Raw genomic sequence first — 22,562 nt, 5'->3', positions numbered from 1 at the left:
ATAACTACCGATTAGATCAACCGATGGTGCTTATCCTCTGAGTCGCCGAAGCATCACACTGTACTCGTTCCGTTGGTAGAGTGCTTTGACATGATCAATAAGTGCGTCAGCGGCTAGTAAGATTCCTGCTGCCCGTTCGGGCCTATCGGTAAGTTCTTTTTCAGCGTCGGTAGTTAGTTCTTCAGCTAATCCGAGAAAGTGCTTTGGGATTGAGTGGTTGTGATCAGGCCTGACTGAGACAAATTCCGATTTGAGGTCTTCGATCTGCCATTGAACCGTTGAAAACATCTCCTCAGCGTCAACAGACCCGCCACGAGACAGTGATCGAGAGAGCCGTGGAAGCAGAGTTCGGTCATAATATAACACCTCCTGATAGATCGCATATAGCTGTATGCTGCCTACACAATCGGGATCGTCAAGTAATGCTTCTAATTCACGGATCCGATCGGAAAGATGGCTATATATCGATGTGTCTTTATTCCCAAGCTCTTGGCTTAGCGAATCAAGCCTCCGCTTGACATCTTTCGTCCCAATCTCTGAAAGCATTTGTCTGGTCTCAGCGTGCTCATCAACCGTTTTGACTGTCGTTTTCAATATCTCCTTAACATCCCGTCCTTCCGGATTGATGAGTGTTTCTAAGAGTTTTCGCGACTGGTCCGTTTCTGGCTGGATCGAATGTCTAATATCTTCGGCGAGAGTTGAGACAGATGACCTTGATTCGTTGATTTGCATAGTCTCAGAGTCAAGCTTTTCAGCCAGCTGCTGGGTGCGATCAACTGTGCCACGGGCGTGGAGCGTCACAGCGTTACTATCTTCTGCGACCCGACAGATGGTGTCTGCCGCATCTGTAAGTCGATCATGTTCTTGTGCCCGCTGATCTACATCGTTTTCAAGTTTAATCATACGGTCGATAACCGAATTTATACTATCGGCAAAGTTGCTGTCGGTTTGGACAAGCTGTCTTTGTGCTGATTCAAGCTGTCGGGTTGAGGAGTAATCATTAATCCCTGTGATCGCCTCCTCAGTCGATTCCACCACTTCTAATCGGTCAATGGCTTCATCAAGAGCGGATTCAACATGGTCACTGTTGTTGGGGTCCGAAAGTGCTTCACAGAGCTGATTTGCGGCTTGAGAGTTGATATGTTTCTGGTCCTCAATCTTCTCAACGGTCCTCCGAACTACATCTGATTCGGATGTTGCCGTTGTTGAAACGGTTTGCCGGTGGTTCTCTTTCGATTGTGTAGCGTTTGACTGGCTTGCTGAATCCGTATACTGGGACGATTGACGACCGTCTGAAGAAAACGGAGACTCAGCTCCGCACTCAGGGCAAAAGTTCGCGTCCGGAGAAACATCTGTACCGCAATCGGTACAGTTTGATAATTGTTCTTGCTTTTCGCTAACAGAGTCAGATGCTTGCTTGGGCTGTTGGTCAGTTCCTGTATGGGCCTCTGAATCCAGGCTATTACTCGTTCTAGACTCTGTTACATTATTAGATCCGGAAGCACTTTGTTCGCCTAAATCGGCATCACGGCTCTCTGAATAGGTTTCTTTTGCTTCTTTTCGGCTCTCTGAGTAGGTTTCCTTTGCCTTGTCAGCTGTATTTGCTGCGGCTGCTGTCTTTTTCGCCGTTGTCTCAACTGGATCGGCCTCTTTGGCAGTAGTTGCAATTGCTCCTGTAACAAACCCAGAAAGCATCCCTAAAACAACCGAGTGGAGTAGTATAACTGCGACGACTAACCCAAGGCTTCCTGCAAGTAGGTTTCCAATAATTGGGATCCCTGCCAATATATCAGCAAAAAATACCCCCAGTATAATCGCCGGAAGCGTCATAAGAATGCCTTTCAGGAATCCCCCTTTTAATCCCTCAATAGCCCCGCTATCGAGCATATAAGCGGTTACAGAACCTCCGACAATCGGTGCAAACAAATTCACAACCGGTATCAAATATGCTATTTTTGTGACAATAACGCCCGTGATGAGTGGTTTCAGCCAGTATCCCACCCCGCTTTTTGAGTTCGTATTGCCCATCGATTAGCCAAACATTTAGAAGGGTAAATAAAAAATCTATTGTCGAAAGTGGCTATAACGCGGACTTAGCCGAGTGCCAGACCCTCATCAAGTATTACACACGGAGCAGGTTGATCCGGATCTTGATGTAAATCTTCTACGGCATATTCTCTCGACCGAGGCAGGAAAATAGTGGCTCAATGTGTTCCCAGACCCCCCGAATGTTTTCTGCCTGCTCGCTATTTCCTTCTTCTTTGAGTTTCTTTGCGTAGTCGTACATCTCCTCAAGCGGTGGTATTTTTGGATTCCATAGTGTTCCCCACAGGAAGATATCATCAAGATGCGGCGTGACAAGTTGATTAACATGAATGTCAATAGACTCAGATCCAACAGTATCGTTGGCATCAAGGAATTCATCGCCAGCGAGTATATCCGAAACTACTCCGTTATTTATATATGTTGATATTTCCTGCATTTTTTCTTCCGGACCATACAATAAGAATGTTCCTCCCCATGCCGTTGTTGGATCAAATTCAGCAAGTTTGTTTTGGAATAATGCATTCCGACATAGAATCTCTAGTTTGGATCGGTCAAAAGAGCTTCCTCGTAGCCGACCGAGCACAGGAGCCAATATAACAGCAGGAGTGTACTCACGCTCAGGATCAACCCGATACTTGTCCTGTACCGGTCGGAAACTATCCGCTGGATCGAAAACATCACCCATGATCGACATCGTCGCTTCACGGTCGAGGAATTGTGGAACAGAAGACATAGTAAACGCCTCTAAGAACGCGACGAGCGGCTTATTCAGAGATTCATACTGAGGTGGATTATATTCGTCAAGTCGGTCAATCCGTGGATTAATTTCTTCCTTAACGCTACTGAGACGCTGATTATCAAACGGGATAATCGCGTCCACAGCCTTTGAAGCGCGTGTGAGACCCACAATCCCATTGACTTTTGCACGCCCACCGAAGTCACCGTATCGACGTCCACGAGATGGAAGAACAATACTACTAAAGAATGGTTTCTGAACCACAAAATCGTCATCAAGCACACGTTCTCGAATCATTTCGGCCAGCACTGGTGTTGCTCCACAGCCAGTACCTTTGGTGACACTGTGAATGAACATCACAGCCTGAGAGTCTTTTAGTCGCTGCTGCTTGATATCCCAGCGTTCTTGAAATGGGTTTCCTCCATCTGCAAAATCAGCTTCAATAAGATCACGACCGAGATCCCAGCGAAACCCGGCACCGGCGTAATCATGCTTCCCGAAACCAATAATACAGTTCGGTAGCAGGTCGTTCCGGCTGTATTTATTCTCTTCTTGGGCGTAGTACGTCTGTTCGAGTTCGCTAATATTTGTATTGAGTGACCCCTGCCCCGCTAGCCCGCCGTTCCAGATGACAGCGCGCTGTTCATTGTTTTTCTCAAGTGTATCACGTCTAAGTAGAACTGCATCAAGAATATTGTTTCCCGCCCCACCGACTCCAATCAGGTACCACTTTTTTCCATATGCAGAATCCATATGATCATCAGTTGGTATCTCTGAGGGGGCAGTTTGAATCTCTGACTGCTTGTTTCTATCCGCTATATTTTCGCCATCAAATATGTCTGATACTAATTCGGGATACATCATCTCTATAGATTCTTTCTCATCTAGGTGAGTTGCACGAATATGTCCTACAAGCGTCCCACTGTCCCACTGCTCCGTTCGCTCCATACAGATTTTACATACTCTGGTCATAATGTATCCGCCTGTCAAACCGTATCGCGCGCGAATATTAAATAGTGGGTGGTCCCCTATTTCAATCTAAAACGACATAGCCACAGTCGCTGTATCAATAACGCTCTTAGGTAGAACATCGTTGGTGGCGAGCTGTCGGGCGATTTTGTTGTAGCTCTGCACGGCGGTGTACTCACTAGAACGGAGGCGAGACAGGCTGCAAGAATCAGTCGACCGAGCTCGTTCAGTCCGGAGAGTCCTTACCAACAATCTGCTTCGCAAGAGCGATCAATAAAATTATTCTGTGGCACTATACCGATCAACAAAGCGACTAATAAGTTCATCAGTACCAGCAATAGCATCAGTTGTATCCGTGAACTCGATTTGGAAGAAACCAGGCGGTGCACCATCTTGAACCGTTACCTCAGCCACAATGTCCGATTGTCGGCGACAAAACAGCTTTAATGTTTTAAGAATCTCTGGAGTTGAGACGCTATCCGGCAGTTGTCCAGTTTGATACTCAATTGTGCTCCCAGAAATATGTGCCTTCTTAACCTCCCGAAGAGCATACAGTATCTCATCGGTTACTTCTCCCGGTTCTGCTCTCTGTTGAGAGCGATATTCCTTGCTGGCCGATTGATGCTGTTTATTACTCGGGGGACTATCCGTCTCTGAGCTCTCATTTGGTTCGATAGATATTATGTCCTCTTCTAGCGAGAGGGTAATGCTGTATTGTTGTTCTAAAAGTCCTTCAAGATCAATATATACTTGTTTAGCTGTTGAACTGGGCAGCCGCGCTGATTGCTGATTATGTTTGATTCCACCAACAAGGCTCCTGAGGAATTCAATTGTAGTCAATAACTTATCGGTGTCCGAATGGAGTGACTGGAGCTGTTGGAGACTCTCAGAAAACGCACACTCATGAAGCATTGATTTCGTCTCTAATATTTCAGTTTCAATAGCGCCGACGCCTTTGACATCTGGGTGGCGATCTTCAACGATTAGCATCTGTGTTCGATCACCCACATCTCCATCAATTTCGGAAGCAATCTGTTTTATAGATGTAGTATCAGAGATTATTGTGGAACAAAGCCCGTCAAATTCTCTCTCTTTTTCGCCGATATAATCTTGAATCTTAGATTTGTGATCCAAAATTGCTTCAATAGCGAAAGATAGTTCACGAATTGATGCATCTCCATCTGTAGCTAATTGATATATTTCTTGTTCTATCTGCTGAATATATACGTTTCGATTAAATATTGGGGATTCAATTTCACGAAACTGATTCGGAAGGTTAAGAATATTGTACTGCTGCCCGTATCTTGATTTCACCGATAGATCTAGTTCTCCATCCGCAACCGCATTTTCAATACTATGACGAAGTTCTAATTTAATTTCGTTTATCGATTCGTCCCCTCTTTTTTTACGGATCTGGTTGACTGTATCAGGAACTACCGGTTCAAGTCGATCAAGAGTTGCCTCATCAATATCTTGATCAGATGTCTGCTGATGATCACTAGATCCCATTAGTTTCTTTTCGTGCTCATTAGGTGTATTTTTTTTCGGTTTCACTTCAGACATTGAACCCTCTGGTATTAAGATAACCATACCTATGATTCCTCCAATCGTGACAACAGACGCTATACCTGCTTTTGTGAGCGGAACGAACGTGTCTACAATGCCTGCAGTAAATGTAATGTATAATATTGCAATAAATAAAACGATTACCGTAAGGACAGCTATTCCACCAACAATACTCCCGACTTGACTTTTTCTTTGTATAAGTAGCAACTGCCCCTGGATAATCCAACATCCTGTTGCAAGTAGACAAAGTGCCATTACAGCAACACTGCTCCCTCTGGCTACCACCACTGCTTCGTAGAACCCAACAGGAATCAATAACACGCCGACCGTATTGGGTCCCATGACCTCTATAACACCAATCTGTAGCAGGGAGAATATAAGTGGGACTCCAGCGGTTACCCACGCAGAGAACGCTCCCCGGTTTTTTAGCATATATCACATCTTTGCCTCTTTACTATTTAATCCTTGTAGACGCCTATTGCCGGGGCTAGAGGGTGTCATAGAATGACTCTATGAAAATCCTGCAACTAAGCCCCTGGCGCGTGAATCAGATCAACAGGGGTTGGCAAAGACCGAGTGGGAACTAGTGCAACAAGCACGCTAGAATGACTGGTCTTAGCACCGTGATAGGACGAAGAATACTGTGCCACAGAGCACGCATAGGTGTCTCTCTGATTCACGCGTGATCAGCCCCAACGGAGGCGTTCAATGTACCTTGGAATCGACACTCACAAACGGTACTCGCAGGTTGCCGTCGTGGACGACGACGGCAACCTGCAAGACGAGATTCGCTTGCCAAACGATCGTCTCTCTGAACTCGCCGAGGAATACGCTGGCAGTGAAGCTGCCATCGAAGCATCCGGCAACTACCGCCCGATCTACGAGATGCTCGACGAGCATCTCGATGTCACCCTCGTTAACTCATCAAAGAACCGGATCATCGCCGACGCGGCAGTCAAGACTGACCGCGTCGATGCGAAGCGGCTCGCCCAGATGCTTCGGGCAGATATGCTCGCTGAGAGCTACGTCCCGCCGGACGAGATCCGCGTCCTGCGGGATCTCGTCCGGACGCGGAAATCGCTCGTCGAAGAGCGGACAGCTGAGAAAAACCGCGTCAGAGCTGTCCTTACGCGTACCGACAACACCTACGACAACGAGTTGTTTGGTCCAACTGGCCGAGAGTTCCTGGCGGAACTCTCTCTCAGCGATGCTAATCGAGCAATTCTAGAAGCTCACCTCTCAGTGATTGACGCCTACGACGAGCAGATCGAGAAGATAGAGGAGAAGATCGAACGGAAGGTACTGGAATCGCCAGTAGCCCAACGGCTGCTGACGATTCCTGGAGTTGGTCAGTACACAGCTGCTGTAATTGTGGCTGAGATTGGTGAGATTGATCGGTTCGACAAGGACAAACAGCTCGTGAGTTACGCTGGACTCGATCCAGTCGTCCACCAGTCTGGTGACAAAGAGGTGCGTGGGAGCATCAGCAAAGAGGGCTCAGCGCCGTTGCGCTGGGCTCTCGTCCAATGTGCCAGCATAGCTGTCCGGTGTGACGAGTACCTCGGGAACTTCTACACACGGCTGGAACAGCGGAAGAACCACCAGATCGCAATCGTCGCAACGGCTCGGAAGATGTTGGTCTCGATTTTCCATATGCTCACGCGGAAGGAACCATACGATCCACCGGGGGTGAGTGCCTGAGCGATCTATCGGATCGCTCAGGCACGGGTTCGCCTTCCGTCCGCACAGCAACCGCTACCGCATTCACGAGTCCCCAGCCTATCGGATAACGAACCGGTCGGAGATCACTGCTGTCTGGTGATTCGATGGCCTACATTCGGGTGAGCTGAAGCTCACCCCAATAATTATCATCAATCACCTGCTATTTTTCGTTGCAGGATTTTCATAGGTAGTTCCCACACTTCATTCAAATTACTGTTTTAGAGCGCTACAAGCTTAGAAATCCGTGCACTCAGGGGGCGAACACGTCGTACTCCAGCAGAAACTCGAACTCAAGATATTCGAACAGTGGTACCGTCTCGGTAGCCGCGACATTCAAGAACTCGTCTACCGAAGCTACATCTTGCAGGGTTGCGCTGATGTTGGACACACTTCCCGCACCCTGCTGCTTCGTACGTGACGCTTTCTATGACAGGCTCTGTTTTAGTGGCTGAGCATCACGACGTCGCCTGCCCTGGTTGTGGAACAACGCGATCTTACCCAGAAACGATAACACACGGTGGTCGGAAGTGCAACTGTGGAGCGAGCGATCGAATCGATACTGACGATCGGATCGTTATTAGGGTCTTCCGCAGTTCCACATAATAGCGAGGCCGGAGATTCCATTCTCGACCATTTGCTTGGCACCGATAAGACGATATATTCCGCAAAATAAGACTTGAGGTATGAGTGCTCCTGAGGCGAGCAACATAGGAGTGGCGGCCATGCGATCACTTCTTACAGATGCTACCGACCCACTCTACGTACTTCGACCAGCGCCTGCAACGCTTGAACTGCTCGTTCAGGCTGCTGATGCCGATGCACCACTGTTGCATATACTCGCTTCTAAAGACGACCTTCGGACAGTCCGACGACGATTCCGCCTTGCCTCTTCTATTGCTGAATTATCCAGTCAAGACCAACTGACATTGACCGCAGCAACTCCAGCAGGTCGCGGTACCGTTCTCGTTACTGATGAGACAGCCCATTCGATCGCTCATATCGATAACGAGCGACTCCTATTTGAGGCCTCATCTACTCCGGAATCGCTACTTGAAGCCTGCAGACAGCACCACAAGGCGGAGTCATTTGATCTTCGGACGCCGGCATGGGGGAAAGTCTCTGAAACGCTCGTCGAAAGCTTCAATACTGACGTTAAAAACGACTTTCGGTTCGCGATACAGGAGTGGACAAAAACCGTTGACGAACCAGTGCTTGATACACCTGAGATCGCACTCCTAGTTGCTGGCACGCATGACTTGTTATTCGATGATCTTCTGAGGTGGGGTGAAGAACTCAGCCTAGCGTCGAAAGAGACGTTCAACCGCGTCAAAACAGCGTGGGTTGAAAACGGTATTTTGACGAGCGAGAAGGTGCCAATCGGGGGTGGTCGGTCACAGCTCCGGCTAACGCTAACTGACGAGTATGCAGCCCTCTCGACTGTTGAACTCCTCAATAAGGCTAATGAGGTGGTTGCTTGTCGTGGTAATATAGCGTATTAAATCGTCCGCCTTTAGTTAGAACTCGGAGTAATACTGTCTGACTGCGTTCTTTCCAAACCTGGGCCGATCACGGCTCCTACAGCGGGAAAATATCGTCTGCTATCGGTAGTACTGGATTCTAAGACGTGATCTTTCTGTAGCCAATACTCTCATGGATAATAACAAATACTACTACTGTGCTCAACTAAAGATGAATGTTTTCTTCCATACGCTCTCAGTTGCACATGTCTAGAGTAGTATAAGCACAAGCATCGGGGGTTTATTGCTTTACGAGGCGCTGCTAAATTCCAGAACACTTGTCAATATTGCTGTACTAATCTCTGATTGATATCAGCTGTCGTTCTGTACGTCCAACCGGATGAGTACGGCTTACTGATCTTTGAGTAGCTCGTTATGAAAATACCGTGTAGAGATGCTCTGGGTCGTCTATGCATTTTTCAATCATTTGCTCAAGTGACTCCGAGAGCTGTTGATACCGTAGTACTCGCTCCAGTACAATCCGTTTAGCCATACGTATCATTACTTCTTGATCTTCAGTTTGACCCTTTTTCCGCGGCGGTTCGATATATGTTGAGCCTTCGCTATCCCAAGTCACGCCACCAATCTCATCACGATTTGATCGAAGGAGCTGACCGGCGTTTGGACTCACTATCCAGCCCCGTTCGATACTACCCTTAGACAAGTATGGAGGCTTATTAGAATTCCGGCGATCAACTAATTCACGCACCCCGTCACGACTGCTACCATCCCTCTTTGCTTCTGCGACCCCGATACACTCATTACTACAAGCCTTTGTTGAGGTGTACTTCCTATATTTTGCACGAAGTTCGATCTCAATCAGCGGGGCTCCACCAGGAATTATGCCAATATCAGCGAGGACGTCTTGTATATCCCCAAGCTTGAAACAGGTCAGATCCGGTATGCCGACAGTCCAGCGTCTGCTCAATACCTCCGGAAAGATAATATAATCTCGATCGGCAATCTCAAACGCGCCAAGCGCTTGCCAGAATGACTCGTCCGTCCCATACGTCACTATTGTTGGCTGAGAAGTATCTAATGTCCTTGCGTGATCGATTAGTGAATCGTACTTTTTTGTAGCACTTATTGACTGTTTTTCCTTGAATCGTATCTGTTTCATTTGATCGAACTCAACCGCTGCCAACGGGTCGGCATAGCGATACCGACTTGTGTAATTCGTCGGAATGACGTCATCGTCAGTACAGATGTATGAATTCCGATGGAGATGGGCGAAGGTTGCAATCGACAGCCAATCACCCACGTATGTGTTTCGACCTGTTGACTCTACTCTAAGCGTTTCTGTTAATCCGATCGACGCAAACTGCTCTCGTTTTTGAACGTCTTCCCAGTCTGGAGGCCGTGACATATAATATAGTATATAGCGTATCACTTAGTTTGGCGGCAGTATTCAATCGGTGTTGTATGATTTAAATATATATCCCCACTGGTTGAAAATCAACTAATAGACTCAGCTTTGCACGTTGAACTAGGAGCGTGGCGTAGGGGGTGGCAAGGACGGATGATGCCGATTACGGACTTCCCTGACGCTAACGTGCAAAGCTGAGCTTATATATTATTTGTGATTATGTTTTGAATCTCGTTTGAGATGAATAAAGGAAGAGAGAAATCAGTTCAGATGTCCGATTACAAGTCGCTTAGATACTCTCTCCGTTGCTCCATTTTCTCCCGTTCAGTACGGCGGTCGTAGTGCTGTTCAATGACCCGCTGGCTGACGTTCGCGCGGTCGCTGACCACCTTATCAGGCATGTCGCTGTTCAGGCTGTGGGTGATGCTCCCTCGTCGGATTGCATGTGGACTCACGCTTGATGGGCAGCGGTAGGCAGTATCGCGTTCTAATGCCGAACACTCACCGAGGTCTCGGTCGTGCGGGCACTCGGCGCTGTAGGTACAGGGCCGAGTCCATCGATAGACGTACGCTCGAAGCGTCGTCTTGTTCGTACGGCCCTCACGCGAGGCGAGTAACGGCTCTCGTCCGTACTCGTCAGTGACTGATGGTCGTTTCTCGGCTAGCCAGTCGTCGAGTACGTCGCAGAGTTGATCTGAAAGCGCAACCATCCGCTCGCCCTTTCCCTGATTCTTAATGGGCGTCCCCGATTCTGGTCGATGACGAACCTTCACACACTGGTCGTCTGGATCATAGTCGTCAATGTCCAGCGCATGCACGCCACCGACACGCATCATCGTGTGCCACATCAGTGCGATTGCGACGTGCTGGATGCTCGCGTATTTGTACTTCTCCAGATGAGCGAGTACCTTCGAGGCACTGTCGCTGTCCAGCATCACGTCTCGAGAGTTCTCGTCCGGTGTGATCGACGGAGACAGAACCTTCTGACTCAGGTCTTGTTCTACGCCGTCGATGGATTCCAGCCATCGGATGAACACGCGGAGCGTGTCCATCTGAGTTTTCTCGCTGACCTTATTCAGATCGCCGTCTTCGCGCCGCCAGAGCCGATACCGGTGGAGCTGGCGACCGGTGAGCGTGTTGAGGTTCTCAATCTCCTTCTCATCACACCAGCGAACGAAGTGACCGAGTCGATACTTGTGGCCCTTGATCGAGGCCTCCGAGAGTTCGTTCTCCTTGTCTGCGAGGTACAGTTCGAGTGCGGTTTCTGCGTCGATTGGTTCGAGACTCATAGTTGGTCTTCTCTGGTCAAGCGAATCCCACGAGTCCCGGTTACTACCCATTCCAAACCAACGGCTACAACGCCCGAAATAGCCAAAAGGAAGGGTTGTCACGCCGCGTGACCAAGGCCTGCAGCGCCCATTCGTTCTTCGAACGATTAGAATCCGACAGACAGCGTCGGATCCCTTATAAACCAGACTTGGATGCCAGATTCGATCTCGTTCGATTATCGAACGAATCCAAATGAGGTGGGTGCCTTCTGGTGATTCGCGTACATTCAAACCCGGGTGGAAAGGGTATAATCATTGGGTCATTGGATGCGACGCAGGATCGAAACGATTGGACGCTCTTTCCCCAGTAGTCGAATAGTTGCGTTGATTATTGACAAGCGCGCCCGCGGTCTCTCTGGTTCGCGTCTGTGATACACATTTTCTAATACCCGCATTATTAGAGCCACCTCGGCCAGTAACACAACTATTGGTGAGGGCGCGTACACCTGCGCCGCTATTCGTCCATCATCAGGATTAGCTCGAATAGCATTGTGAGCACTGCAGACCGTCTTGAATCGTCCGAAGTGAGTTATGTTCTCCCACCGCCTGATTACAGAACTCACACTCTAGTTCTTCAGTTATTCCGACGCCATCTCCGTATCCCAGTGTCAGCGACCGGGTCACCATTCCTTCCTCTAATTCAATCTCAATTTCGCCCTGCTCGTATTCGACCTGTGTTATCGTAAGTGGGCTTACAACGACTTCCAGAGCGTGTCTCTCACGGATTTTTTTCTGTTTCTTGGGATAGCCTCGTTCACGTTGATGACGAAGTTCCTCAAGCTCCGAATCTAAATCCTCACATTCCGATTTGAGCTCCTTCCGTTTCTGGAGTGCTTCTATACGATCCCCTTCATCGCCGCCCTGTTGGATTGACTCACTAAGATCCTCAATCCGGTTCGAGACTCGGGCTTTCTTCTCTTCTAATTCCTCAATCCGTTGCTTCTGCATCTGTCTGTACTCTTCAATTTCAGCATCCGCTGCTCTAGATGCCTCTCGATGAATCTCGTCAATCTTCGGCTGAACACGCTCAACAATCTGTTCACGACTTTGTGCAATCAACTCATTCGCCGTGGATTTGTCAATATCTACGGGTTGACTCTCAATCTGTGATTCAGTCGGTAGCGTGGATTCCAGAAACGTCTCTTCGAGCTTCGGAAGGCGCTCCTTTGACCGAATGTCAATTGCAGTCACGCGGAGTAACTCCGATTGGTATTCGCTGACCGTCTCAATACTGATTCGGTAGAGGATGGCTATGGCGGAGCGATCGTAGTATGGCGTGAACGTTGTGTCGTTCACGCTGATATTGTTCTCTTGAAGCCACGCAGGAATTTCGATCTGAGTGTCCTCTGAACCAATTGCGACCTTGCCTGTTGGCTGTCTCTCACTCGCGTCAGCAAGGAGCTCTTGGAAGAAAGAACTCTCTGGATGAAGATGTCGTTCATTCTTATCCAACTCAGTAGCAGCATCGTCACAGAGTAAGACGAACCGATCAGACGGAAGGTCTGTCGTCACATCATCTGGAACGGTGACTTCCCACCGATTCCCGTGTTTTTCGATCGTAGACCCAAGAGAACTCAGATACTGCTCTGTAAATTGCTCGACGGCTGATTGGGTGATTGGAATAGCAGCGTCAGTCATCACTCGCCCCCAGATCGAAGCCTTCGAAGACGCCGCTGTTGAATTCCTCTAACTTCTCTGCAAGTTCACGCTGCTCCTGTAAGTCAACGGCCATCGCATCGAAGTCGTTCTCCAGATCCCGTTCAGAGTCAGCCGCAACCAGCCGTTCGAAGATTTCATCTTCAAACGTCGTTCCGGATTCCTCTAGCCGTGTGAGGATAGAACTCAACTCCCCCACGGACTGCTGGAACAGATCGATCTTGTGATACAGTCGTTCCAATACATACTCCTCGACTGTATCCTTCAGAGCCATATTGAACACGTACACGTCGCGTTTTTGACCGATTCTATGGATACGACCAATACGCTGTTCTACGCGCATGGGATTCCAAGGTAGATCGTAGTTCACCATTATATTACAAAATTGTAAGTTTCGACCCTCTGACATAGCGTCTGTAGAGACTAACACGCCACCTTCTTCTTCGAAGTTCTTCACGATCTGTTCTTTTTCCTGGCTGGAATGGCCCCCATGGAAGGAGTGGACAGTGTATCCTTCCTCGGTCAATCGATCAAGGATCTCCCGCTGGGTCGCTCTAAACTGAGTGAAGACGATGACGCGTCCCATCTCGACATGATCACGGGCTTCCTCAACGATGCTGAGTAGCTTCTCTTGCTTTGTGACAGTCTCGATCTCTTCAATCAAATCGAGAATCGTTTCCAGTTCCTCGGTATGGGTGAGTTCGGACTGGTCATCAAGCCGTTTCTCAATAGTTGCTTTCAGCGCTGCTGGGCTGCTGACGACCTCTTTCTGAAGGAGCATTAGAACCAGCTTTTGACCTTGGTCCTCACTATACGCGCCTCTGACGTAATCTGAGACTGCCTGATAGAGTTCCCGTTCTTCCGGGGACGGATCGAAGGTTCGAGTATCTATGTTTCTGTTCGTGAAGTCAATATCCGTATCTGCGCGCCGATTCCGAATCATTACCTTGTGCAGCCGATCCTGCAGCTCCTCACGGTTGACGAGTGTCTCCTGATTACTGTCCACGAAATAGTGATGGAAGACATCGCGCGTCCCAAATAATCCTGGTCGAAGCAGAGAAACCACGTTATACAGATCCGTGAGTTCGTTTTGAATCGGGGTAGCGGTCAGGAAGAATGCGTACTGATAGGATAGATCGTCAATCAGGTCATAGCGATCCGTCTCTTCGTTTTTGACGTAGTGCGCTTCGTCAAGGACAAGAACGTCCCAATCTCGGTTGAGGACTGTTGCTCGATGCCGATCGCTCTTCGCCGTATCGATACTCGCTATGATGTGATCGTGCTTGTCGAACCCACGGAATTCGTCGTCGTAGTTACACACGAACTCAAGCCCGAACTTCTCCAATAGTTCACCCTGCCACTGCTTGGCGAGTTGGGCCGGGGTGAGAACGAGAACGGAATCATCTGTCTCGCGGAAATGCATCTCCTTCAGAATCATCCCGACTTCGATCGTCTTGCCTAAGCCCACCTCGTCAGCAAGTAGCGCTTTCCCATCCATCTCAAAAAGCGCCCGATAGGCAGCATCGACTTGATGCTCAAGCAATTTAACCGACTCTTCATCCAGTTGTTTGAGGGATCTAAGTTCGGAATCCGGTTGGCCGGCCTGTAGACGAACTGCTTGAACGGCTTGAACGTGATCACCATCAGTAGAGTCTTCATCTATCGAATCCAGAAGATCGTCCGCAGATTCGTGAGTGACCTCCGTCTCAACGAGGTCGAAGTCTGCCATATCACGTTAGAATCACGTGAGAGGCAAATACGTTATGCGATACCTACACAGATACTGTCACCCGAGCGTTTATTATGTCGACACAAGCAGTAGTTACGTACCTAATAATGGCCGAGACTGAGTCCTTGCCCAGAACTCTCGATGACACGGTCACCCTGAGCCGTGAGCTTCGGGAGGATGGACAAATAGACGGACAAGTAAAACTCTACAATGTCGAAGATGACGACGAGTTCGAATCGGACGCCGAACTCTTCTTCGATAGGACGCTGATGACCCAAGGACTTCGAGAGGCCCTCTCCATTCTCCGAGATTCACTCACCGGTGACGACCCACGAGGTACGCATATTCTCTATGGCCCGTACGGAAGTGGGAAGTCCCACCAGATGGTTGCCCTCTATCACTGCTTCGACGCCCCCGCTGCTGCAACTGATTGGGCCAGCGGCTCAGTAGATGGATTCGAGTCGGCGCTCCCTGATAACGCGACTCCGATAACAGTCGCAATGCAGAACGAACAATACGAGTACCTCTGGGAACCGTTCTTCGAAGCATTGAACTACGACCCAGGGACGTTCGAATCTGGCGGCTACCCCGATATGCAGACGATCCGAGATGCCGTTGGGGACGAAACTATCGCGTTTCTTGTCGACGAGCTTGAAGACTGGTTCGACACACTTCAGGGTGACCGCAAGAGCTCAAACAAGGCGTTTCTGCAATCACTACTTGAATCGACAGCCCTCTCCGATCTCGACCTATACACGATCGTCTCTGTTCTTCGTGAGGGTTCTGAGGTTCACGACATTCTGAATCGGGAACAAGCGGTCGAAGTCAATATGAACAATCAGGTGGACAAGCGAGAAGTCCTGCGCCACCGCCTCATCGACGATATTGACGAGAGCGCCGCCCGCGAGATCGTCAACGGCTATTTTGACGCGTACGACCAGTCCGACCACGTCACGCTTCCCGATGATCTCCTGGCAGATATGCACGATCTCTACCCGTTCCACCCTGTGCTTCTCGATGCCCTCGAAACACGCTACTATGCCGACGAGGGGAACCAGAACACCCGCGGGATGATCTATCTCTTCTCGAAGGTCCTTCTCGAAATGCAGGATCAGACAGATCTGATCACGCACGGCGACATCGACGCGATCGAGTTCGAAAACGAGCTGGCGAAGATCAATTACGAACGGTTGAACGCGGCGACAGGCGACATCAACAACCGCGTCGACACTGACGACGTACCTCACGGCCGCCGGGTCCTGAACACGATTCTCTTGTATTCGCTGAAACCCAGTGAGGGAGAAGGAGCCGATGTCTCGGAGATCGTGATGGGCGCGTATCAGACCGGAGACCTCGTCGCCGACATCGTGCTGGATCTCGAACGGCTCCACGGGGTGGCATGGCATCTCCACAAACTCAACGGGAAGTACGCAATCCGCGATCGGCAGAACCCGAACGCACTCATCCGGAACGCCGCAACCGATGTGTCCGAAACGGCAGCGAAAGCCGAGATTGCGGACTTCATTACGGACATCTTCGGCTCGAACGCGTATCCGGTCGGGTTCCGTACGAACGACATCCGAGACATCCCCGAATCTCGTGAAACCAAGGTCGTGGTGAAAGACGACCAGTGGACACAAAAAGAAGTGGAGAAAGCCATCACGAACGATGGACATGGCCGTGAGTGGCGCAACACGCTCGTGTTCGTCCAGCCGGCTGGCGACAAGGCCATCGAATCCGGAACACGGTACATCGACAAGGCTCGGTACATCGAGGGGGCTCGACAGGTGCTTGCAGACGAGTCTCTCGACGAAGAGATCCGTGAGTCCATCGAGAGTATGAAAGAGCAGGAAGTGAACGAACTCCAAGAGGAACTCCAGTTGCTCTATGGAGAGGTCCTCGACGGCGACGACCTACTCAACGAATTCGACCTTGCGGCTCCGATGGACCTCGATGTGTACGTCCTAGATGGCGCTGAGCTGAGCGCATCCAACATCGCTGACTCCGCAGCTGCGGACCCCTTCGATCTTCAAACCCACGTCTGGCCGATCGTCGAAGACTTACTCGACCGTCGTGGTGAGATTTCAATCGAGGACATCTACGAACAGTTCCTGCGAGATCCCGAACTCCCCATCCCCGGAAGCGCAAACGACGTACTGAACGCTACCGTCAAAGCGCTAGAAGGAAAGCTAATTCTTGCCCGCGATTCGAGTGGATTCCGTGACGACCTCTCCGGTAGTTCGCTCGATACAGTACTCGTCCACAAAGATGCCGTCGGGGTATGGGGCGTCGACGACGTGGAACAAGAACTCCGACAACGGTTCGGAAGCGGGACGACAGCGCTCGACATCGGGAACTTCGAACTCGAACTCGTTCAAGACGGAGAGATCTGGATCGACGGGGACAGCCACGACATCATTATGCGAGCTGCCGGTCGGCTCAACCGTGAGGATCAGTACGTCATCGTCCGGGGGAACGAGATTCTCGACAAACCACAGTCGGACGCGACGCTGCGTGATGTCGGGAGCGCGACCGTAGTTGGGGGATCTTACCTCTCTGAACAGGTTGAAGAGTCGATCGACGAGAACGGGTACGCGAAACTCGATACGATTATTGGGGAGCTCCGCAGCGACGAGAGCGTGTTCCTACCACCGGATGAAACTGAGACCGTCGCACGTGAAGCGGTCAACGACTTCCTCGTGGATGATTACGTCCTCGAAGCTGGTGGTCGATACTTGGAGTCGCTCGGTGATCGTGACCCGACGACAGTCAAAATCGTTCCGACGGTTCCCGGTCGGATCGGTGAGCAAATCATAGAGTACATCGGAGATCTCGAATCCGGAGAGCAGTTCACTGTGAACAAGGTGACGGACCGATTCGATGATAGCGTCACCGAGTATATGGTCCGGACGTTCTTGCTTGAGAACATCGGCAAGGACGAAGAACCCGAATACGTCGTCAACACGACCGGGTCGGACAAAGCGTCCGACTGGGTGCCGGGGTATCCATTCCGGAAGTACGACCCGGGGAGAGGCATTTGGCGCTTCAAATACAACGGAGACGATGTTGCAGCGATGCGGAAAAAGTGGCGTGACGAACATCAGACGGGCGAGGTCGAGGTAGGGGATGTCACATTTATGTTGCCCGACAGAGAGGGTGTTCCCGCTGCCTTACAGGGAACTGCCGATACTGAACGAACCCAGATAAGCCTGACACTGCAATCTGAGCAGGACTACACGAAGGTGCAGGACATGTTCGAACGGATGCCGGATGAGGCGACGAGCCTGAAAGTCGAAATTAGCTTCCAGAAGTAGTAATAACAGGCAGATCGCCAACGTATCGAACCACGACTAGACATAATTTGTCTTACTGTTTGTCCCGTATTTGCCAAGGTATTTAAATATAACACGGGTGAATATGAGACAATATGATAAGAAAGCGAGATCTACGTGTTCTCTCGGTAGTTGACTCCCCGAAAGGGCGTCAGGAGCTGGCAGACGAACTAAATTACCGAGAGGACACGGTATCGGGCGCTCTCAGCGACCTAGCTCGGCGTGATCTCATCGACAAGGAACGGAAGGGAAACAGAGTCATCGCCAAACCAGGCGATGCGCGCTGTGTTGAGGTGTATCAGTCACTCACACGATCGAATCCGCATATCGATTTCCCGGATCTACTCACCCCGTCCTTGCTGAATATCTTGTATTACCTGAGTAGCGACGAGGCGTGGACGGCAACCGAATTGACAGAGCACACAGGACACGCCCGAGCAACGATTTATCGCGGACTCAGAACGCTCACGAACCGAGCGATCGCCGTCAAGCAGCATAGCCGATACAGACTCACCGAAGAATTCAACGAGCTGCACGTCTTCGCGTACGAGCTCCAGCATCACACCCACCGTGTCCGGATCAAACAGGATCTTGAGGGCGGAACGATCGTCTGGGAATCCCACGAAGAGTTTCTCGTCCGCACCGAGACTGCTATTGAGCTACCGGACTACCACCGAACGGGACTCGATGCGTTTGCCGAACACGGGCTCCAATTTTTCACGACTTCAGAGCAATACTATTTCTATTCACCAGAGCGCGAGTCCCTCACGCCCGAGGACCTGTTCTGTCACTTGCTCCTCATCGAAAACGACTCTCGCCACCGGAAGTACGCGCTCTTGTTGGCTGTGAAGACGGATCTTTCACCGGAGCGTCTACAAACGGTTGCAGACGACTACGGGATTACGGAGATCGTCGAACCGCTGTTGGAGTTCCTAGAGACGGACGGCAAGAAGTCGTCGGAAGCAACGCCACGGTGGGAAGAGTTCGAAACGCTGGCCGACGAGTACGGGGTCGAACTATGACTAGAGAAGCTACCTTCGGCTCGGACGCGATTCGGGGACAGTTCAGTGAACTTGCAGGCCTGCTTGAAGACGAGTTAACGGTCTATCTCATCGGTGGGGGTGCGCTCACACTGGACGATCTCAAGAACGCCACGAAGGACATCGATTTAATCGTCCGGGAACAAGCCGAACTCCAGCGATTGTGGCAGGTACTGACGGCTGCGGGATACGAGCCCGAAGAGGAGCTTTCTGAGGAATACGACGAACTCGGGGCTGCGTTCATTCTGCAAAACGACCGACGGCGGTTTGACGTGTTTCACGAACAGGTGGCCGGCGTCATCCGACTGACTCAGTCGATGGTCGATCGGAGTCGTCACCTGTTCGACGAGGGGCATCTCACCGTCAGAGCGGTTTCGTTGAACGACATCTTCCTGTTCAAAGCCGTCGCCAATCGAGAGGACGATGTCGACGATATGGTCCGGATCGCCCAGACGGGAATCGACGAGGACGTAATCGTCGACGAGGTTCACACCCAGCTCGAATTGCTTGGGCGAGACGAGTTCATCGGCGCGATGAAACACAAACTGGACCGGTTGCGTGACCAGGGGTACGTCTTCGATATTCACGAGGAAATCAACGTGCTCCACGACCGAGTTCAAGATGGTCGGGCGGTCAGCACCGCCATCGACGCACTTCGAGAACACGAATACAGCGACGACCTGTACCGGGGTGTTCCAGAGCCGGCCATCCAGCGACGCGTCGGTGATGAGACTGCGTCGTCGGGGATCGAATGGTTAGAACAGATCGGCGTAATCGAACGGGCGTCGGACGGCTCGGTCGTGCGTACTGAGAACTCCGAGTGACCGAACGAACGACAGCAGGAGACTGTACACTTATGAGGCTCGTCTGTAATCCCTACCGTATAGTGAATTATGTCTGAGCAATCCGGGTCTCCACCAACTGAACGCGAGCGGACAGAACTCCCCATCGAACGGGGCTTCCCCATCGAGCGCGTGAACGAAATCGCAGCGAAGGAAGGCCGGGCGAAGATGTACTACCGGCCGATCTACACGATGCACAAGTGGTGGGCCCGAAGACTCGGATGTGTTTTCCGCACAATTTCGCTGTACACGCTTCTCGACGACCCAGAGAAGGTCGAGGTCTTCGAGCCCGGACAGGATAACGAGACGCTCGCTGATTGGGGCGACGAGACGCAGACCAACATCGCATCGCTCATCGATCGCGTCGATATGAGCGACCCTGAGAGCCTCTGGGAACTGTATTCCAAGGACGTTCGCGTCGCGGACAAGAAGGTCTTGGACCCGTTTATGGGCGGCGGTACGTCGCTCGTTGAGGCGTCACGGTTCGGTGCCGAGGTCGTCGGTAACGACCTGAATCCTGTCGCATGGTTCGTCACGAAGAAGGAACTCGAAGCAGGCGTGACCGATGTCGAGGAATTAGAGGCGGCCTTTGAGCAGGTCAAAGCTGATGTTGCCGAAGAGATCACGCAGTACTACAAGACGCTCTGTCCGAACGGAGATCATGACGCCGATGTGATGTACAACTTTTGGGTGAAGGAGTTAGACTGCGTCTCCTGTGGGCACACGGTTCCGCTGTTCAAGGATTATCGAGTTGCTGCGGGGCGTTACGAAAATAGTGACAAGTATAATGTTCTCTGTCCCGACTGTGGTTCGGTGACGCTCGTAGACGACTGGCAATCGGAGAGCGTTTGCAACGAATGTGGGCATGGGTTCGTTCCGAAGGAAGGGAACGTCTCCCGTGGTGGGAAGTACAACTGTCCCGATTGCGGACAGAAATACAATATCACTGATGCAATCGGAGAGCAAGGCGAGTTCAGAACACGCCTCTATGCTTTAGAATATTACTGTGAACACTGCGACGATAAGGACTTGGACCGCTCCGAGGTGAAGGGCTACAGAGAAGCGCTACCTAGCGACTTAGAGAGAGCCGAAACTGCGGAGAAGGAGTGGGAAGAAGCGGAAGAGCTGAAGCAGTTCGTACCAAGCTTATCCATTCCAAAAGGATCCAAAACCCAGTCTTCGTCGATTGATGGTAGCGACGTGTTCGAACACGGCTACGAGCACTGGTCGGATATGTTCAACGACCGCCAGAAACTCGTATTGTCGAAACTGCTGAAATCCATTTCAGAGATCGAAGATCAGAATCTAAAAGAGTACCTTCTGCTTGCTTTCTCAGACTCTCTGATGTTCCAGAACACATTTACCATTTATAATCTCTCTGCGAACAAGATTGAGGGTGTGTTTAAGAGTAATGGGTTTGATCCCCAGATGGACTTTGTTGAGAACAATGTCTGGGGAACAGAGTACGGAAGAGGCACATTTGAATCTACGTGGCGAAAGCTTTTGCGGGGAATCAGGTACGCATCGGCACCGACTGAAAGATATGTCGAGGATGGAGATAGCGTTGAAACCCCCGAGTTTGGAAAGCCTATCGGTGAAAATTCGACGCTCCTGTACGGTGACGCTAGAACAATCGATAAGGAAGATGAATTCGACGTTGTGCTATCAGATCCGCCATATTATGACAACATCATTTACTCTGAGCTTTCTGACTTTTTTTACGTTTGGCTACGGGTCGTGCTCCAAACCGAGTATGAGCACTTCGACCCGACCGAGACGCCTAAAGAAGACAGTATTGTCGCTAATCCGTCGCAGGGGAAGGGTGTTGAAGAGTTTGAGGAAGAAATCAAACAAGCGTTCGCCACCGTCAGACACTGTATAAAAGAGGATGGTGCATTTTGTTTCACCTATCATCATAGTGACTCGGATTCGTGGGGTGAACTCTTAGAATCACTTTGCGAGGTCGGGTTCGAGGTAACTGCTACGTATCCTGTTTCGGCCGACCTCAATAAATTGGTAATAGGTGAGTCGGTTTCGTTCGATATAGTTATTATTGCACGTCCAGCAAACGACCGCGACGCAGCGAGTTGGAACTCACTCCGCCGAGACATCTACCGAACAGCCCGCCGCACCCGCAAGCAACTCGAAGAGAACCGTGACCTCTCCCGTGGCGACATCGGCGTGATGGAGATGGGTGCGTGTTTCCGCGAATACTCCAAGCACCACGGTAAGGTCCAGCGCGACGGCGAGATTATGTCCGCGAAAGAAGTCGTCCAGGAGATCTATGGGATCATCCAAGAAGCCAGCGACATCGGCGTCGAGGACGTGTTCATCGATCTCCTCGATAGCGACAATCCATCCTTCGATGATGTGAACAAACTCTGCCGGGGGACGAACGCCACGCCCGAGGAACTGAAAGAGATGCGTCTCTACGATCAGGACGACGGCTTCGAACTCGGGACGTGGGACACCGAGAAACGCCGAGGGTACATCCAAGAGCGCGTCAACGGCGACGGCGGTGACCACCTCTCGAATCTCGACAAGCTCCAGTTCCTGCGCTACCGCTACGAGAAGGGTCGGGCCGTCCAGAACTACGTCGACAAGTGGGGTGTCGACGACGACCTGCGCGAACTCGCCGGGCGGCTGGCGGACGTGACGGGCGACGACACCTACACCCGAGTACTTGGGGATCGGGACATTACGAGCTACTAAC

At 50.8% G+C, this 22,562-nt stretch carries 13 protein-coding genes and 1 pseudogene; 6 read left to right on the top strand and 8 right to left on the bottom strand.

All coding sequences use genetic code 11. The annotated features are described in order from the left end of the window. Nucleotides 1-30: 30 nt before the first annotated feature. The 3 genes from NMLP_RS15200 to NMLP_RS15195 all read right to left on the bottom strand — a co-directional run bounded on the left by NMLP_RS15200 (nt 31) and on the right by NMLP_RS15195 (nt 5,749). Complete coding sequence (locus tag NMLP_RS15200) at nt 31-2,028, bottom strand: zinc-ribbon domain-containing protein (protein ID WP_015409839.1); 1,998 nt, start codon at nt 2,026-2,028, stop codon at nt 31-33. A 136-nt stretch (nt 2,029-2,164) separates the two neighbouring features. Next, nucleotides 2,165-3,730 (bottom strand): cell division protein FtsZ, encoded by a 1,566-nt coding sequence (locus tag NMLP_RS14485; protein ID WP_231857228.1) that lies wholly within the window; start codon nt 3,728-3,730, stop codon nt 2,165-2,167. Between the two features lie 300 nt (nt 3,731-4,030). Next, on the bottom strand, nt 4,031-5,749 hold the full coding sequence (locus NMLP_RS15195; RefSeq protein WP_015409837.1) for a hypothetical protein: 1,719 nt from the start codon (nt 5,747-5,749) through the stop codon (nt 4,031-4,033). A 276-nt stretch (nt 5,750-6,025) separates the two neighbouring features. Between NMLP_RS15195 and NMLP_RS09175 the strand changes: the two genes are divergently transcribed. Next, nucleotides 6,026-7,018 (top strand): IS110 family RNA-guided transposase, encoded by a 993-nt coding sequence (locus tag NMLP_RS09175; RefSeq protein WP_015409836.1) that lies wholly within the window; start codon nt 6,026-6,028, stop codon nt 7,016-7,018. A 274-nt stretch (nt 7,019-7,292) separates the two neighbouring features. Here the strand turns inward: NMLP_RS09175 and NMLP_RS15190 are convergent. Then, nucleotides 7,293-7,427: pseudogene (locus NMLP_RS15190) on the bottom strand (IS5/IS1182 family transposase); the annotation flags it as partial. Between the two features lie 295 nt (nt 7,428-7,722). Here NMLP_RS15190 and NMLP_RS15185 point away from each other — a divergent pair. Then, nucleotides 7,723-8,538 carry a transcriptional regulator TbsP domain-containing protein gene (locus tag NMLP_RS15185; RefSeq protein WP_015409835.1) on the top strand — a complete coding sequence of 272 codons (816 nt, stop codon included), beginning with the start codon at nt 7,723-7,725 and terminating at the stop codon, nt 8,536-8,538. Between the two features lie 391 nt (nt 8,539-8,929). On the opposite strand, the gene NMLP_RS15180 is transcribed toward NMLP_RS15185, so the two are convergent. The 4 genes from NMLP_RS15180 to NMLP_RS09155 all read right to left on the bottom strand — a co-directional run bounded on the left by NMLP_RS15180 (nt 8,930) and on the right by NMLP_RS09155 (nt 14,635). After that, nucleotides 8,930-9,676: a hypothetical protein gene (locus NMLP_RS15180; RefSeq protein WP_160169592.1), complete on the bottom strand. Its 747-nt coding sequence runs from the start codon at nt 9,674-9,676 to the stop codon at nt 8,930-8,932. Between the two features lie 524 nt (nt 9,677-10,200). Continuing rightward, a complete protein-coding gene (locus tag NMLP_RS09165) occupies nt 10,201-11,211 on the bottom strand; it encodes a tyrosine-type recombinase/integrase (RefSeq protein ID WP_015409833.1) in 1,011 nt (336 codons plus the stop codon). A 513-nt stretch (nt 11,212-11,724) separates the two neighbouring features. Then, nucleotides 11,725-12,888, bottom strand: coding sequence for a hypothetical protein (locus NMLP_RS09160; RefSeq protein ID WP_015409832.1), 1,164 nt, complete (start codon nt 12,886-12,888; stop codon nt 11,725-11,727). After that, nucleotides 12,881-14,635, bottom strand: a complete 1,755-nt coding sequence (locus NMLP_RS09155; protein ID WP_015409831.1) for a DEAD/DEAH box helicase — start codon at nt 14,633-14,635, stop codon at nt 12,881-12,883. The genes NMLP_RS09160 and NMLP_RS09155 overlap by 8 nt, the downstream gene beginning before the upstream one ends. Before the next feature lie 107 nt (nt 14,636-14,742). Between NMLP_RS09155 and NMLP_RS09150 the strand changes: the two genes are divergently transcribed. The 4 genes from NMLP_RS09150 to NMLP_RS09135 all read left to right on the top strand — a co-directional run bounded on the left by NMLP_RS09150 (nt 14,743) and on the right by NMLP_RS09135 (nt 22,561). After that, a complete protein-coding gene (locus NMLP_RS09150) occupies nt 14,743-17,949 on the top strand; it encodes a DUF499 domain-containing protein (protein ID WP_015409830.1) in 3,207 nt (1,068 codons plus the stop codon). Between the two features lie 113 nt (nt 17,950-18,062). After that, on the top strand, nt 18,063-18,989 hold the full coding sequence (locus tag NMLP_RS09145) for a helix-turn-helix domain-containing protein (RefSeq protein ID WP_015409829.1): 927 nt from the start codon (nt 18,063-18,065) through the stop codon (nt 18,987-18,989). Next, nucleotides 18,986-19,831 carry a nucleotidyltransferase gene (locus NMLP_RS09140; protein ID WP_015409828.1) on the top strand — a complete coding sequence of 282 codons (846 nt, stop codon included), beginning with the start codon at nt 18,986-18,988 and terminating at the stop codon, nt 19,829-19,831. Before NMLP_RS09145 ends, NMLP_RS09140 begins: the two co-directional genes overlap by 4 nt. Before the next feature lie 69 nt (nt 19,832-19,900). Next, complete coding sequence (locus tag NMLP_RS09135) at nt 19,901-22,561, top strand: DUF1156 domain-containing protein (RefSeq protein WP_015409827.1); 2,661 nt, start codon at nt 19,901-19,903, stop codon at nt 22,559-22,561. Nucleotide 22,562: the final 1 nt, after the last annotated feature.

Origin of the sequence: Natronomonas moolapensis 8.8.11 (genome assembly GCF_000591055.1) — an archaeon.
GTDB classification, from domain to species: domain Archaea; phylum Halobacteriota; class Halobacteria; order Halobacteriales; family Haloarculaceae; genus Natronomonas; species Natronomonas moolapensis.
This window is presented reverse-complemented; position numbering and strand designations above follow the sequence as displayed.